Here is a 12340-nt window from a genome sequence, read left to right on the forward strand (position 1 = left end):
GGCCCAGGCGAATGCGTATCGGTGGGCCGCGCTCAATCCAGCCGGTTCAGCGCCCTGACGCGCACTTCTCCCGGGCGCACTCCGTGCGCGTCCGCGGCCTGTTGCTGGATGCGACGAAGCACGTCGGCGGGGTCGAGAGCCGCACTGTCTTCGATCTCATGGACGAGCGTCGCCTGCCCCCAGACACGCAAGCGTTCGCTTACCACTATCTCGTAGTCGGCAAAGTAGCAGTACCGCATTTCAGGTCCCGACATGGATCCGGTTCTCGCACTCCGCATCGCCCAGGTACTCCAGTGCGATGGACAGGCCGAGGACGTAGCCTTGGGCGCCATAGCCGTCGATGACACTGATGGAGTCCGCGACCGATGAGATCTCGACCGCAGGGCACGGGCCCGCGTGCACCTCGATGCTGGGCTTGCCCAGGCGGGAAACGCACGCACCGATGGCACTGCGCGACAGCGAATGGGCGCCCGGATCGAACAGGACGAACTCGGTCCCGTTCCCGTTCAACTGGCGCAGGCAATCGACGACTTCCGTTGCGCTGGAACACGCGCGCACGGCTACCGTGCGCCCGGCCTGTGCGGCGCGCTCGACCAGTTGCGACACCACTTCCCGGGGCAGACCGGCAGGCTGGTCGACCAGGCCGTTCGGGGCGGTAATGATGGCGATGGACATCGACACTCTCCTCGTGGGAATGAGGACAGTCTCGGACCGGGGCGCGTAAAGTTGCTATTCACCGCGGGCGTTGCGCCGCAAAATTTCGGTAAATTCAGGTAAGCCTCGCCGTAGCTGTTGAGCAAGCTGCCGTCGCGCGGCTTGACCGCCGTCACCACGACCGCGACAGACTCAGCACCAGCGTCGAATGGTCGACCTCCGGCGAGAACGCGTAACGCACTTCCTCACCGTCGCTCCAGACCCATGCAATCTGCAGGTCACAGGCGGCGACCGTGACGCCGAGGCCGGCGCGCAGGTCGAACCGCTGGCGTTGCAATCCCGGGAACGACTGCTCGGTGGTGTCATGGTGCAGCCAGCCCGCATGCCCCAGCAGGCGCACGCGATCCGACAGAGGATGGCTTCCATTGAGTTCAAGATAGAGCGCGTCGGAGTCGTCGCCGAAGTAGCGATGCGAGAAGTTGAGGCGGGCGCTCAGATGCGCCGAGCTCAGCCCGACGTGGATCTCCGGGTAGTCGTAGCCGGACGCATCGAGGAATGCGGCGTACGAAACGCCGACATCCCAGCCGATTCCATTGCCGAAACGTCGTGCATAACCGAGGTATGGGAGCACTTGCACGTCGTTACCGCTTTCCGGATCGGGCCGCGCGCTCGATGCCAGCACGCCGGCATAGAAGCCGTCCTTATGGTCGTAGGCGAGCGCGGCCTGCACCGCTGGGCGGTTGTCGCTGAGGGAAATGCCACGGAAGCGATAGTCGGAAACGATCGCCGCGCTGCCCGAGACCTGGGCGCGGGATGGGGTGGCCAACAGCAATGCCAACAGTACGATGGCGCCACGCGGCACGGCGGCTTCTCAGCGGCGCGGCCTCCAATGTGTGGTGGATCCAGCGATGCAGTCGCATGCGCAACGCTGCGTAACGCGCACGACCGCCGCACATGCATCGATCCGTTCCGGCCGCCTCGGCGCCAAGCCTAGCTCAACTTCCGGGGCGAGCGCAGCGCGCAGCTGCGCCGGCGCCGTGGCCGGGGCCATTCCGCGTAACAGGGCCACCAGGCCCGTCACCTGGGCGGCGGCGTAGGACGAACCGGAAACGAAGCTCCAGCCGCCGCCGACCGTCGTGGCCGGAATGCCGCGGTCCGGGGCCAGCAGCGATGTCGAAGGGTGATCGCGAGCCTGTTCACCCGCCACGGCGATCACATCGTGATGCGAGGAAGGAAAGCCGCCGTCCGCGCTGTGCGTGTCGACTGCGGCGACCACGCTGATCCGCTGGCCAAGCGCCGCATCCAGCAAGCGGCCGAGCAGCGGGTCGCGGGGGCCCGTCAGGCTGAGGTTGAGCACCTGCACATGGGCGTCCAGCGCGAACTGCAGGGCCTTGGCCAGTGTGAAGCTGCTGCATACCGCGCCACTGGCCGCCGTGCTGCTGGGCCAGCATGCGCGCAGGGCGAGCAGGCGGGCCTGCGGGGCGACACCGGCAATGCCGACGCCGTCATCGCTGCGTGCGCCGATGATTCCCACGACCTGCGTTCCGTGCGATTCCGCGGGGAACGGACCGGAATCGACGAAGTTTCGCGTGACGATCCGTCGGCCTTGCAGGTCCGGATGACCGACATCGACGCCGGTATCGATCACTGCGACGTTGACGTTGCGACCGGTCCCGAGCGCATGCAGTTCGCGAAGATGCCAGTCGGTCACGATCGGCTGCGCAGCCGACAGCGGGTCTCCCTCCGCCAATGCGTGAAACACCTGCATGGGTTGCGCGAGCTCGATGCGCGGATCCGCGGCCAGCTGCGACACCAGGCGCGCGCGCGCAACACCGCTGTCGGCCTCCATCACGAAGCAATCCAGGCCCAAGGCCGGCATGGGCCAGTCGTCGAGCAGGTGCAAACCGTGGGACCGCGCGATCTGACGCGCGGTGCGTCGTCGCGCCTCGCGTCCTGCCGCGCTGCGGTAGTTGCCGGTGTAGTCCGCGTCGGGACGCAGGTGCGGTGGCGGTACGCGCAGCATCACCAGCAGTTGCCGGTCGGCCTGCGCCTCCTGCGTGGCAGTCTCGTCCACGGCTGCCGCGTGCAGTGGTGGCGCGGCCATCGCACCTGATCCAACGGCCAGACATGCCAGCAGCGATGCCAGTCGAACGCGCATCACTGGGGTCGCTCGACCGGATCGATGCTTTCGACCAGCGTGACACCGGCGGCCGCCCGCAGTGCATCGCGCACGCTGGCTTCGCGATCGGACGGTACTGCCAGCACGTACGCGCCGGCGTCGTTGGGTCCGTCGACGATCCGCGCCTGGCTGGCACGCAGCAACTGCTGCATGCGTGCGTGCTCGATGTGCGGATCGAAGACGACCACGAGATGGCGAAGATCGGACCCGGCGACAACGCCGCGTGCTGGCGCGTCGCCCAGCGTGCGATACAGCACGGCGGGCTCGTCGCGAAGCAGCGCCATGCCGAACAGGCCAAGCGTCAGGACACAGGACATCGCGACCGCACCGCGCAGCGGAATCGACAGATCCAACCATGCATTGCGTGCACGCCCCACCAGCGACGTCCGCGAATGCGCGCGCGATGGACGCAGGCGATCCTGCAGTCGGCGGAACGCGGCGGTTGGATCCACCGTCGCACGAGGTTCGGCGCATGCGGACTTGAGACCGCGAAGGAACTCGACCTCGCGCTGGCATTGCCGGCACTGCGCAAGGTGCTGATCAACACGCGCCTGTTCGGCATCGTCCAGCGTTTCGTTGACGTACCACGGCAGCAGCCGTTCGGCTTCGCTGTGCGCTGAGCCTTCGAAGCGGAGAATCTTCACATGGCCTCCTCGCGCTTCGCGCCGAGCAGCGCCTTGAGGCGGCGCCGCGCATAGAACATGCGGGTCTTCACCGTGTCGACCGGGCAATCCATGATGGCTGCGATCTCGCGGCATGCGTAACCCAGGTAGTACGTCAGCTCGATCACCGCGCGCTGCTCCGCGGAGAGCGCGCGCATCGCGTGGTCCAACATCGCATGCAGGTCGCGCTGATGCAGTTCGAGGTCCGGCGCAGGTTGCGTCGACGTCAGCGGCGAATCGTCCAGCTCCGCGGGGGTGGGGCCATCGCCCGACTGGCGAAGCGCCTTGAGCGCCTGGCGATACGCGATGCCGAAGATCCAGGTGGATACCTTCGCCTCCGGGTCGTACGTGTGTGCCCGCCGCCAGACCACCAGCATGGTGTCGTCGAGGATCTCCTCCACCAGGGCAGGGCGATGCGTCATGCCCATCAGGAAGCGCGTCAGCCTGGGGTGGTAGAGGCGATACAGCGTCTCGAACGCGTCCATCTGCTCCGCAGCCACGCGTCCCATCAGGGCGACCTCATCCACGAGGGGATCGCCAACGGTCGGATCGCCGCCGATGCCTGGCCCAGCCGTCACCCCGTGTCCTCCGCTTCGCACGTCGTCAATACCGCTGACGTCGCCGCCGGTTCAATTGTGGGCTCGCCGGCCGCGCGGAGTCGTTACGCCCACGTGAGGTTGAACCCGATCCGGCGCTCGGGGAATCCACGTCCCGCGCACGGCCCGCCGCGAACGACGTATCGCCGCAGCGCTTCCTTCCCCACACTCAGGAGCCCGGACATGAAGTCATCAGCCACACTCTGCGCGCCGTTTGCGTTGGCGATCGCGATCGCCATCGTCGCCGCTCCCGCTGCGCAGGCCGCCGACGTTCGCTTCACGCAGCGAAATCTGGTGTCGGACGGCACCATTCCCGCCGAACGCACCGATCCGAACCTTGTCAACTCATGGGGCGTGGCGTTCAATCCGTTCGGCTTCGTCTGGGTGGCCGACGCGGACGCACACGTGTCGACGCTGTACGACGGCGACGGGAACCTTCAGTCGCTGGTCGTGCAGATCCCGTCGCCCACCATGGCCACCGGCGGCGAGCCGACCGGAATCGTGTTCAACGCTTCCAACGGCTTCCAGGTCAGTCAGGGCGGACTGACCGGCGCGTCGCGATTCCTCTTCGCCACCGAGCAGGGCGTGATCGCCGGCTGGGCGCCCAATGTCGACGGCACCCACGCGATCCGCGCGGTCAACAACTCGGCCACCGGCGCCAACTACAAGGGCCTCGCCCTGAGCGCCGGCGGCGGTGGACAGCTGCTGTATGCGACCGACTTCTTCCACGCGCGCGTCGATGTATTCGACAGTACGTTCAAGCCGGTTGCGTTGCCGCCCGGGGCATTCACCGATCCGGGCATCCCGCGTGGCTTCGCTCCATTCGGAATCCAGGCCATCGGCGGCGACATCTACGTGACCTATGCCAAGCAGGACGCCAGCATGACCGACGAGGTCGTCGGGCCTGGCCTGGGCTATGTCGATGTCTACACCCCGACAGGCACGCTGATCCGCCGCGTCGCATCGCGCGGTTCACTCAATGCGCCATGGGGGATCGCACTGGCGCCGGCGGCATTCGGAAGCTTCAGCAATGCTCTGCTGATCGGCAACTTCGGCGACGGCCGCATCAATGCGTACGAGCCCGTGCTCAGCATTCCACTCGGGTTCCTGCGGGACCGGCAGTTCAGGCCGATCCACATCGAGGGACTGTGGGGCATGCAGTTCGGCAACGGTTTCGCCAATCAGCCGGTGAACACGCTGTTCTTCGCTTCCGGCCCGGATGACGAGGAGCACGGCCTGTACGGCCGCCTGGACGTGATTCCGTAGAGAGCCGCGGAGCAACTTGAAAGCGCGCGACCTGGATCGCAGCCCCGGCCGGTGGTCGGGACTGCGATCCCCCCTTTATCGGACCACCACGCCCGACGTCATGCCGTCCCGCGCGATCCTCGATGGGATGGGCCTGCATCGATGAGGAGTGCGGCGATACCCACGGCCAGCGCGGCACCTGCTCCCTGCGCGCAGACGAACGCCGCGACATCAAGCGGCCGGATGCCCGCGAATGTGCGGGTGAACGCGCGCGCCAGCGTGACCGCAGGGTTTGCGAATGAGGTGCTGGCGGTGAACCAGTACGCAGCGAAGATATAGCTGGCGACCAGCGCAGGCAGGGCTTTCGGACGGTGGCGAACGCCCAGCAGGATCGTCAGCAGCAGTCCGAACGTCGCAACCGCCTCACTCAACCATTGCGGCCATCCGGTGCGGACGTGCGTGCCCGGATCGACGAGCGGAAGGCCGAACATGGCGTGCGCCAGCATGACGCCACAGAGGGCGGCGATGAGTTGCACGATGACATACGCCACTGCATCGCGAAGGCCAAGTTCGCCGCGCCACCGCATGGCAACGGTCACGGCCGGATTGAAATGCGCACCCGAGATCGGGCCGAGTACCGCGACGAGTACGTACAACGCGCCGGCGGTGGCGGAGGCATTGGCCAGCAGCACGATGCCGTCGTTCCCGCGGGACAGTGCCTCTCCCATGATGCCCGAGCCGACCACCGCCGCGAGCAGCAGCGACGTACCGATGAACTCGGCCAGCAGCCTGCGCGGGAGCGGCATCACAGCGCAGCCAGAAGCGACTTGACGCGTTCGGAGATCTCGTCGCGCACCGCGCGGTAGCCGTCATCGTCCATGTGCTTCGGATCGGGTAGCGCCCAGTCCTCGCGGCGCCGGGCCGGTATCCATGGACAGTCATCGCCGCAGCCCATGGTGACGACGGCATCGAACTCGCCGTGGATGTCCTCGAGCGACTTCGACGTGTGGCCCGTCAGGTCGTAGCCCAGCTCGGACATGAAGCGCACCGCCTTGGGGTTGATCTGCCCCGAAGGCCTGGAGCCGGCGCTCCACGCTTCCACGCGATCGCCGCCGTGGATGCGGGCGAAGGCCTCGGCCATCTGGCTCCGGTTGGAGTTCTCGATGCAAACGAACAAGACGCGCTTCATGGGGTCATATTTCCAGCGATCGGGCCATGCAGGTGGCGGAGGCGGGACACAGCGAACGGAATTCCGCGCTGTCCCGTACCGCGGCGGGGGCGTCGATGCGATCGATGGCGCGGTAGCCGCGCATCGCAAAGAACGGCGCGGCCGTCGTCGTCAGGAGCACCAGCTGCTCGAAGCCGGCATCGCGTGCCTGCGCCTCGAGCGCATCGACCAGCCGGTTGCCGATTCCGCTACCGCGCCGGTCGGCGCGCACGGCCAATGAACGCAGCAGGCCCACGGAGCCGAATGCCTCCAGTCCGACCGCACCGACCGGTTTGTCGTCGTCGATCGCGACGATGAAGCGCACGTCCGCATCGTCGAGATCGTCAACCGGCAGCGCAGCGGCTACGAGCAGTGATCGCACGGCCGGCTGCTCGTGGGGAAGTGGAGCGCGCAGTTCCATGGTCAGCAGCACGCAGACGCCGGAGCGCAGCATCCGCCAGCGCGTGCGGAATCCGGCGTTACGGCCGGTGCAGTCGGGCTGCAGGACGTGCCATCGTTCGCGCATGTGCTGTCGGCTGCGTAGTAGGTCACAGCGTCGCCGAAGGTGTGGAAGGTCTCCCAGCGCGTTCCCTGCGGATCTTCGGTCCACATCTTGTCGGAACGTGCGTAGCAACAGGTCGCATCCGGCTCGGGCACGACGGTGCTGCCTGCGGCATCCAGACGCTGTCCAAGTTCGACGAGCTCAGCGCCGCTGTCGACCTGGATGCCCAGATGGTCGATGCCCGGCGCACGACCGGTCGTCGAGATGGCGAAGTTGACGCGCGGATCTTCCAGCATCCACTTCGCGTAGTCGCCCTTCACCACCGCGGGCGCGCTGGCGAACAACTGCGAATAGAAGCGGATGCTGTCGTCCAGGTTCGATACGTTGAGGTGCACATGAAAGCGGTTCATTTCGAGGCTCCTTTCTTCGGTGGGGCGCAGCCGCTTGCGGGGTCGCAGACGGCCTGGCCGTTGCAGCAGTTCTCGGTGAGATAGGCGATGAGGTCGTTCATCTGCAGGTAGTTGGCGCGCACCCGGATGACGCGGCCTTCGCGCTGGTCGTGGACTAGGGCCGCGCTGCGCAGCAGGTTGAGCTGGGCCGTCAGCGTGGCCGCGGGCAGGTCGAGGTGGTCGCGCAGTTCGCCGACCGACAGCCCGTCCGGTCCCGCCTGGACGAGTGCGCGGAATGCGGCGAGCCGGGCTTCGTGGCTCAGCGCGCTAAGGGCCTTGAGGGCGGTCTCGGTCTTCATGATTCGATAATCATGGAAGTATCGAATCGTGTCAAGGCCGCCGATGACGGGCATGGGTTCACGTCCAGTCCGATCGCACCGGGGTACGGTCCGCATTCGCATGCAAACCACGAGGTGCACCGTGATCCCCAAGCTGCAGCCGTGTCTCTGGTTCGACGGAAATGCCGAGGAAGCGGCACGCTTCTACGCCGAGACGTTTCCCGACAGCCGCATCGATGCGATCCACCGCGCGCCCTCCGACTACCCTGCCGGCAAGCAGGGCAATGTGCTGACGGTGGAGGTCACGGTGCTGGGCATGCGGTTCCTGCTGTTGAACGGCGGCCCGCAGTTCACGTTCGACGAGGCGGTGAGCTTCCAGGTCGCGACGGACGATCAGGCGGAAACCGATCGCTACTGGAAAGCGATCGTCGACAACGGCGGACAGGAAAGTGCGTGCGGATGGTGCCGGGACCGCTTCGGCCTCTCGTGGCAGATCACGCCTCGGCGCCTCACCGAGCTGATCACGCAGGGTGGCGAAACGTCCCGGCGCGCGTTCGAGGCCATGATGGAGATGGGGAAGATCGACATCGCCGCGCTTGATCGTGCGGTCGCGGACGTCCGTTCCTGAAGTGAGGCCGGTGTGGCGCGCAATGGACGCAATGGCGTTGCCGCCCGCGCCGGTGGCGGTTAGGGTTCGCGCGACGCCATGGAGAACCGCGGATGACCACGCCACTGCGCATACGGCCCATCGAGCGCTCCGACCTCGCGCAGTGGCGTCCGCTGTGGGACGGCTACAACGCGTTCTACGGACGCGTGGGCGAAAGCGCGCTCGCGCAGGAGATCACGTCGGCGACATGGCAACGCTTCTTCGACGACAAGGAGCCTGTGCGCGCCTGGGTGGCCGAATGCGAAGGGCGCATCGTCGGAATGGTGCATTGCGTCTTCCACCGAAGCACCAGCCGCCTGCACGACATCTGCTACCTGCAGGACCTGTTCACCGCGGAAGACCTGCGTGGGCGCGGTGTCGGCCGGCAACTGGTGCTGGCCGTCTACGAAGCCGCACGCCTCGCCGGTTGCTCGCGCGTGTACTGGCAGACGCAGGCGAACAACTCAACGGCGCGTGCGTTGTACGACACGCTCGCCGAGCACAAGGGCTTCATCGTCTACGTCCACGAACTGGCGTGAGCACGAACGCACGCACGCCACCCGGTACGGGAGGCAGACGCTATCAAGCGCCTGCGCGATCCGGCACGCCGACCTGCCCGCGGCCGCGCCAGCGGGCGAAGTAAGGCAGCAGGAACAGGTACAGACCGGACAGCATCAGCAGGATCAGAGGGAACAACGCCAGCAGTCCCACCCACACCGCCTGCTTCTGCTGGAACAGCGCGACGAGGTTGGCGATCACCGCCAGCGTGAAGACAATCGACAGCCAACGGTGGGCCTGCCGGATCCAGTGGTTCCAGTTCATGGGATCTCCTTTTCGATGGGCGCGGCCGCGACCGGCGCGGCGCGCGTGATGCGGCTCGTCGCCGCTCAGCCGGGCTTGCGGCCGTTCTGGATCATCTTCCAGCCGTTGCCGGACGGGTCGCGGAAGTTGGCATCGACGTTGCCGTAGCGCTCCTCCGGTGCCTGCGTGAACTCCACGCCGCTGGCGCGCAGGCGCTCGAACGTGGCGCGGCAGTCGTCGACGTTGAGCACCAGCGGCGGCATCGCGCCCTTGGCGACGATTTCCCGCACCGTCTGTGCGGTGCCGGCGTCGAGCACCGGCTCCTGCGGCTTGAACAGTCCAAGCTGCAGCGAGGGCTGCTCAGGGTGCTGCACCGTCAGCCAGCGGTAATCGCCATTGCGTGCGTCGGTGTGCACGCGGAAACCCAGCTTGCCGACGTAGAACTCCAATGCTTCGTCCTGGTCGCGGACGTACAGTCCGACGACACCAATGCCCTGACTCATGTGGCCTCCGTTTCTCGTGGGGGCTTCTTTGTAGCACCGGCCTGCTGGCGTCGCTTCTCCGAAACTGCGGTGGTCAGCCCGGGGCGGTGCGCGGCGCTGACATAGCAGGCCGGCACCCGATCGAGCTGGTGTCGGGCCTCACGTTCCCGTGCGCGCAGGCCGCTGGGACTTTCGCCGGTGACATCGCGAAATGTGCGGCCGAACGTGCCCAGGCTGTTCCAGCCGGTCTGCAGCGCGATGTCGAGGATGGGCAGCTCCGTGTCGCGAAGCAGCGTCTTGGCACGCTCGATCCGCCGCGTCAGCAGGTAGCGGTGCGGCGGAACGCCGAAGGCGTCCTTGAACGATCGCGCGAAGTGCGCTTCCGACACGGCGCTCACGCGGGCCAGCCGCCGTACCGGCCACTCCTCATGCGAGGCGGCGTCCATCCGGTCCTTTGCGCGCAGCAGGCGGCGCAGCAGCTCGGGGTCCAGGCTGGCGCGCGGGGCGGGCGTGTATTCGGTGTCGTCTGCCATGTGCGGCGGTGTGTTCGTCGATGCGGCAATGCGATCGCGCCCGCCGCGCGGCGGTGCGCCTACTTCTTCGCGCGGCCGGCCTTCTTCGTCGTGTTCAGCGCCACCGCGGCGCGGATCAGCGCCTTCAGGGCGTTCTCGTCGATCGTGTCGCCTTCGTGGAGATCGATGGCGCGCCGCGTGTTGCCGTCGAGGCTGGAGTTGAACAGGCCCGACGGGTCGTCCAGGGCAGCGCCTTGGGCGAAGGTCATCTTCACGTGTTGCTTGTAGGTCTCGCCGGTGCAGAGGATGCCGTCGTGCGACCACACCGGCACGCCGCGCCACTTCACTTCCTCGATCACGTCCGGATCGGCCTGCCGGATGATCGAGCGCACATGCGCGAGCATCCGTCCGCGCCAATCGCCCAGGGCTTCGATCGTCGCGTCGATCTGCGCGGACGGGTCGCCTTCCACTTCCTTGGCACCGTTCTTCTTCATGGGCGCTTGGCCTCCCGGGTGGGTTCGCATCCTTGCGGCGCAGTGTACGCGAGGGCTACATCCGTTCGCCCGGCAGCCGGCTGGCCTGCTTCACCCAATCCGTGAACTGGTCCTCATCGAACGACTCGCCTTCGCGCACGTGGAAGTAGCGGGTCCCGGCCATCCTCGAGGCCTCCGGTGGCATCGGACGCAGGGACGTTCCGCGGAAGAAGGCGATCTTGATGTACTTGTCGTAGCAATGGAGGCTGAGGAACCAGCCGCCGCCGTCGTTGCCATAGAGCGGCGAGTTCCATTTCACTGCCTTGTGCACGCCGGGAACGGCGCGCGCGATCAGCGTGTCGATGTGCTGGCCGGCGTCGCGTTTCCAGCCCGGCATGGCGGCGATGTACGCCTGCACCGGGGCATCGCCATCGCCTTTGGGAATCTGCGGATTGCCACCCGACAGCAGCCTGGGTGCCTTGCTGGACGTGTCATCGTCTGCCTTGCGCGGTGCCGGTTTCCTCGCCTTCCCGGATGCCTTGTCCGCCATGGAGCCGCTCCTTCGTGTTCGCACGGGCCGCTGGGCCCGTGTGCATCCTGCCCTTGCCGGCGTCCATCCGGCATGAACAGGCGACACAAAGCGACGTGCCGGCAGCGAGCCGCCGGCACGCGCCGACATCAGCTGCGGAAGAAGGCCAGCAGATCGCGGTTGATGACCTCGGCATGCGTGGTGCACATGCCATGCGGGAAGCCCGGGTACACCTTCAGCGTGGCGTTGCGCAGCAGCTTGGCCGAGAGCAGGGCCGAGTCCGCGATGGGAACGATCTGGTCGTCGTCGCCGTGCATGACCAGCGTCGGGACCTCGATGCTCTTGAGGTCCTGCGTGAAGTCGGTTTCCGAGAACGCGGCGACGCAGTCGTACTGCGCCTTGATGCCGCCCATCATGCCCTGGCGCCACCAGTTGGCACGGATCGCTTCGACCACCGGCGTCCCTTCGCGGTTGAAGCTGTAGAACGGAATCGGGAAATCCCAGTAGCAGGCCGCGCGGTTCTCCGCCACGCCCTTGCGGATGCCGTCGAACACGTCCTTCGGCAGTCCGCCCGGATTGGCATCGGTCTTCAGCATCAACGGCGGAACCGCGCCGATCAGCACCAGCTTGGCCACGCGACCCTTGCCGTGCTGCGCGACGTAACGCGTGGCTTCGCCGCCGCCGGTGGAATGGCCGACGTGGATCGCATCGCGCAGGTCCAGGTGCGCCACCAGCGCGGCGACGTCGGCCGCGTAGGTGTCCATTTCATTGCCCGTGGCGGTCTGGGTGGAGCGCCCATGGCCGCGGCGATCGTGCGCGATGACGCGATATCCCTGGTCCAGGAAGAACTGCATCTGCGTGTCCCAGTCGTCGCCACACAACGGCCAGCCGTGGTGGAACACGATCGGCTGGCCCGAACCCCAGTCCTTGTAGAAGATCTCCGTGCCGTCTTTCGTCCTGATCGATTGCATGTCGCGGTTTCCTCATGGTGGGGGAGGGTGAACCTCGCGGACCTTCGGGCGACGACGCGTCGATCCGGTGGGGGATCGAGTCGTCCAGCGGCCGCGGGGTCGTTGCCATCGTGCAGCGCCTCGGGGCCCGGCGGAAGGCCCGCGCGGGCCTCGC

Annotated in this window: 20 protein-coding genes; 3 read left to right on the plus strand and 17 right to left on the minus strand. The window is 66.9% G+C overall.

From position 1 onward, the window contains the following. Positions 1–32: 32 nt before the first annotated feature. The 6 genes from QLQ15_RS05680 to QLQ15_RS05705 form a co-directional block, all read right to left on the minus strand. On the minus strand, positions 33–254 hold the full coding sequence (locus QLQ15_RS05680) for a hypothetical protein (protein WP_283211862.1): 222 nt from the start codon (positions 252–254) through the stop codon (positions 33–35). Then, positions 241–675 (minus strand): type II 3-dehydroquinate dehydratase, encoded by a 435-nt coding sequence (locus QLQ15_RS05685; protein ID WP_283211863.1) that lies wholly within the window; start codon positions 673–675, stop codon positions 241–243. Before QLQ15_RS05685 ends, QLQ15_RS05680 begins: the two co-directional genes overlap by 14 nt. Before the next feature lie 151 nt (positions 676–826). Then, the gene (locus tag QLQ15_RS05690; RefSeq protein ID WP_283211864.1) at positions 827–1516 is read right to left on the minus strand and encodes a TorF family putative porin; all 690 of its coding nucleotides are present in this window, start codon (positions 1514–1516) and stop codon (positions 827–829) included. 9 nt (positions 1517–1525) lie between these two features. Beyond that, positions 1526–2557: a S8 family peptidase gene (locus QLQ15_RS05695; protein ID WP_283211865.1), complete on the minus strand. Its 1032-nt coding sequence runs from the start codon at positions 2555–2557 to the stop codon at positions 1526–1528. 254 nt (positions 2558–2811) lie between these two features. Beyond that, positions 2812–3477 carry a zf-HC2 domain-containing protein gene (locus tag QLQ15_RS05700; protein ID WP_283211866.1) on the minus strand — a complete coding sequence of 222 codons (666 nt, stop codon included), beginning with the start codon at positions 3475–3477 and terminating at the stop codon, positions 2812–2814. Further along, on the minus strand, positions 3474–4073 hold the full coding sequence (locus QLQ15_RS05705) for an RNA polymerase sigma factor (RefSeq protein ID WP_283211867.1): 600 nt from the start codon (positions 4071–4073) through the stop codon (positions 3474–3476). The genes QLQ15_RS05700 and QLQ15_RS05705 overlap by 4 nt, the downstream gene beginning before the upstream one ends. Before the next feature lie 201 nt (positions 4074–4274). Between QLQ15_RS05705 and QLQ15_RS05710 the strand changes: the two genes are divergently transcribed. Beyond that, the gene (locus tag QLQ15_RS05710; RefSeq protein ID WP_283211868.1) at positions 4275–5357 is read left to right on the plus strand and encodes a TIGR03118 family protein; all 1083 of its coding nucleotides are present in this window, start codon (positions 4275–4277) and stop codon (positions 5355–5357) included. Positions 5358–5455: 98 nt separating this feature from the next. On the opposite strand, the gene QLQ15_RS05715 is transcribed toward QLQ15_RS05710, so the two are convergent. From QLQ15_RS05715 to QLQ15_RS05735, 5 genes are read right to left on the minus strand one after another with little or no spacing between them, the layout of a single operon-like run. Then, positions 5456–6142, minus strand: coding sequence for an aquaporin (locus QLQ15_RS05715; RefSeq protein WP_283211869.1), 687 nt, complete (start codon positions 6140–6142; stop codon positions 5456–5458). Continuing rightward, positions 6142–6525 carry an arsenate reductase ArsC gene (locus QLQ15_RS05720; protein ID WP_283211870.1) on the minus strand — a complete coding sequence of 128 codons (384 nt, stop codon included), beginning with the start codon at positions 6523–6525 and terminating at the stop codon, positions 6142–6144. The genes QLQ15_RS05715 and QLQ15_RS05720 overlap by 1 nt, the downstream gene beginning before the upstream one ends. A 4-nt stretch (positions 6526–6529) precedes the next feature. Beyond that, complete coding sequence (arsN2, locus tag QLQ15_RS05725) at positions 6530–6976, minus strand: arsenic resistance N-acetyltransferase ArsN2 (protein WP_283211871.1); 447 nt, start codon at positions 6974–6976, stop codon at positions 6530–6532. Continuing rightward, positions 6967–7455: an ArsI/CadI family heavy metal resistance metalloenzyme gene (locus QLQ15_RS05730; protein WP_283211872.1), complete on the minus strand. Its 489-nt coding sequence runs from the start codon at positions 7453–7455 to the stop codon at positions 6967–6969. The genes arsN2 and QLQ15_RS05730 overlap by 10 nt, the downstream gene beginning before the upstream one ends. Then, positions 7452–7793 carry an ArsR/SmtB family transcription factor gene (locus tag QLQ15_RS05735; RefSeq protein ID WP_283211873.1) on the minus strand — a complete coding sequence of 114 codons (342 nt, stop codon included), beginning with the start codon at positions 7791–7793 and terminating at the stop codon, positions 7452–7454. Before QLQ15_RS05735 ends, QLQ15_RS05730 begins: the two co-directional genes overlap by 4 nt. A gap of 121 nt (positions 7794–7914) precedes the next feature. On the opposite strand from QLQ15_RS05735, the gene QLQ15_RS05740 reads away from it, so the two are divergent. Together QLQ15_RS05740 and QLQ15_RS05745 are read left to right on the plus strand one after the other, a co-directional pair. Then, positions 7915–8400, plus strand: coding sequence for a VOC family protein (locus tag QLQ15_RS05740; RefSeq protein ID WP_432277845.1), 486 nt, complete (start codon positions 7915–7917; stop codon positions 8398–8400). A gap of 92 nt (positions 8401–8492) precedes the next feature. Then, the gene (locus QLQ15_RS05745) at positions 8493–8957 is read left to right on the plus strand and encodes a GNAT family N-acetyltransferase (protein WP_283211874.1); all 465 of its coding nucleotides are present in this window, start codon (positions 8493–8495) and stop codon (positions 8955–8957) included. Positions 8958–9000: 43 nt separating this feature from the next. On the opposite strand, the gene QLQ15_RS05750 is transcribed toward QLQ15_RS05745, so the two are convergent. From QLQ15_RS05750 to QLQ15_RS05775, 6 genes are all read right to left on the minus strand, one after another. Continuing rightward, entirely contained in the window at positions 9001–9240 is a 240-nt protein-coding gene (locus QLQ15_RS05750; RefSeq protein ID WP_283211875.1) for a hypothetical protein, read from the minus strand. A 65-nt stretch (positions 9241–9305) separates the two neighbouring features. Then, positions 9306–9722, minus strand: coding sequence for a VOC family protein (locus QLQ15_RS05755; protein ID WP_283211876.1), 417 nt, complete (start codon positions 9720–9722; stop codon positions 9306–9308). Continuing rightward, complete coding sequence (locus tag QLQ15_RS05760) at positions 9719–10234, minus strand: helix-turn-helix domain-containing protein (RefSeq protein ID WP_283211877.1); 516 nt, start codon at positions 10232–10234, stop codon at positions 9719–9721. The genes QLQ15_RS05755 and QLQ15_RS05760 overlap by 4 nt, the downstream gene beginning before the upstream one ends. Before the next feature lie 59 nt (positions 10235–10293). Next, positions 10294–10707 carry a DUF1801 domain-containing protein gene (locus QLQ15_RS05765; protein ID WP_283211878.1) on the minus strand — a complete coding sequence of 138 codons (414 nt, stop codon included), beginning with the start codon at positions 10705–10707 and terminating at the stop codon, positions 10294–10296. A 55-nt stretch (positions 10708–10762) separates the two neighbouring features. After that, a complete protein-coding gene (locus tag QLQ15_RS05770) occupies positions 10763–11236 on the minus strand; it encodes a DUF1801 domain-containing protein (RefSeq protein ID WP_283211879.1) in 474 nt (157 codons plus the stop codon). Between the two features lie 128 nt (positions 11237–11364). Next, the gene (locus QLQ15_RS05775) at positions 11365–12186 is read right to left on the minus strand and encodes an alpha/beta fold hydrolase (RefSeq protein WP_283211880.1); all 822 of its coding nucleotides are present in this window, start codon (positions 12184–12186) and stop codon (positions 11365–11367) included. Positions 12187–12340 lie beyond the last annotated feature (154 nt).

Origin of the sequence: Lysobacter stagni, assembly GCF_030053425.1 — a bacterium.
GTDB lineage: Bacteria > Pseudomonadota > Gammaproteobacteria > Xanthomonadales > Xanthomonadaceae > Lysobacter_J > Lysobacter_J stagni.

Excerpts from the sequence above, each read along its gene's own strand:
- QLQ15_RS05730 (WP_283211872.1), bottom strand. The coding sequence starts at position 7,455 with ATGAACCGCTTTCATGTGCACCTCAACGTATCGAACCTGGACGACAGC.
- QLQ15_RS05735 (WP_283211873.1), bottom strand. The coding sequence starts at position 7,793 with ATGAAGACCGAGACCGCCCTCAAGGCCCTTAGCGCGCTGAGCCACGAA.
- QLQ15_RS05680 (WP_283211862.1), bottom strand. The coding sequence starts at position 254 with ATGTCGGGACCTGAAATGCGGTACTGCTACTTTGCCGACTACGAGATA.
- QLQ15_RS05720 (WP_283211870.1), bottom strand. The coding sequence starts at position 6,525 with ATGAAGCGCGTCTTGTTCGTTTGCATCGAGAACTCCAACCGGAGCCAG.
- QLQ15_RS05775 (WP_283211880.1), bottom strand. The coding sequence starts at position 12,186 with ATGCAATCGATCAGGACGAAAGACGGCACGGAGATCTTCTACAAGGAC.
- QLQ15_RS05745 (WP_283211874.1), top strand. The coding sequence starts at position 8,493 with ATGACCACGCCACTGCGCATACGGCCCATCGAGCGCTCCGACCTCGCG.
- QLQ15_RS05760 (WP_283211877.1), bottom strand. The coding sequence starts at position 10,234 with ATGGCAGACGACACCGAATACACGCCCGCCCCGCGCGCCAGCCTGGAC.
- QLQ15_RS05765 (WP_283211878.1), bottom strand. The coding sequence starts at position 10,707 with ATGAAGAAGAACGGTGCCAAGGAAGTGGAAGGCGACCCGTCCGCGCAG.
- QLQ15_RS05755 (WP_283211876.1), bottom strand. The coding sequence starts at position 9,722 with ATGAGTCAGGGCATTGGTGTCGTCGGACTGTACGTCCGCGACCAGGAC.
- QLQ15_RS05750 (WP_283211875.1), bottom strand. The coding sequence starts at position 9,240 with ATGAACTGGAACCACTGGATCCGGCAGGCCCACCGTTGGCTGTCGATT.
- QLQ15_RS05710 (WP_283211868.1), top strand. The coding sequence starts at position 4,275 with ATGAAGTCATCAGCCACACTCTGCGCGCCGTTTGCGTTGGCGATCGCG.
- QLQ15_RS05685 (WP_283211863.1), bottom strand. The coding sequence starts at position 675 with ATGTCCATCGCCATCATTACCGCCCCGAACGGCCTGGTCGACCAGCCT.
- QLQ15_RS05770 (WP_283211879.1), bottom strand. The coding sequence starts at position 11,236 with ATGGCGGACAAGGCATCCGGGAAGGCGAGGAAACCGGCACCGCGCAAG.
- QLQ15_RS05715 (WP_283211869.1), bottom strand. The coding sequence starts at position 6,142 with ATGCCGCTCCCGCGCAGGCTGCTGGCCGAGTTCATCGGTACGTCGCTG.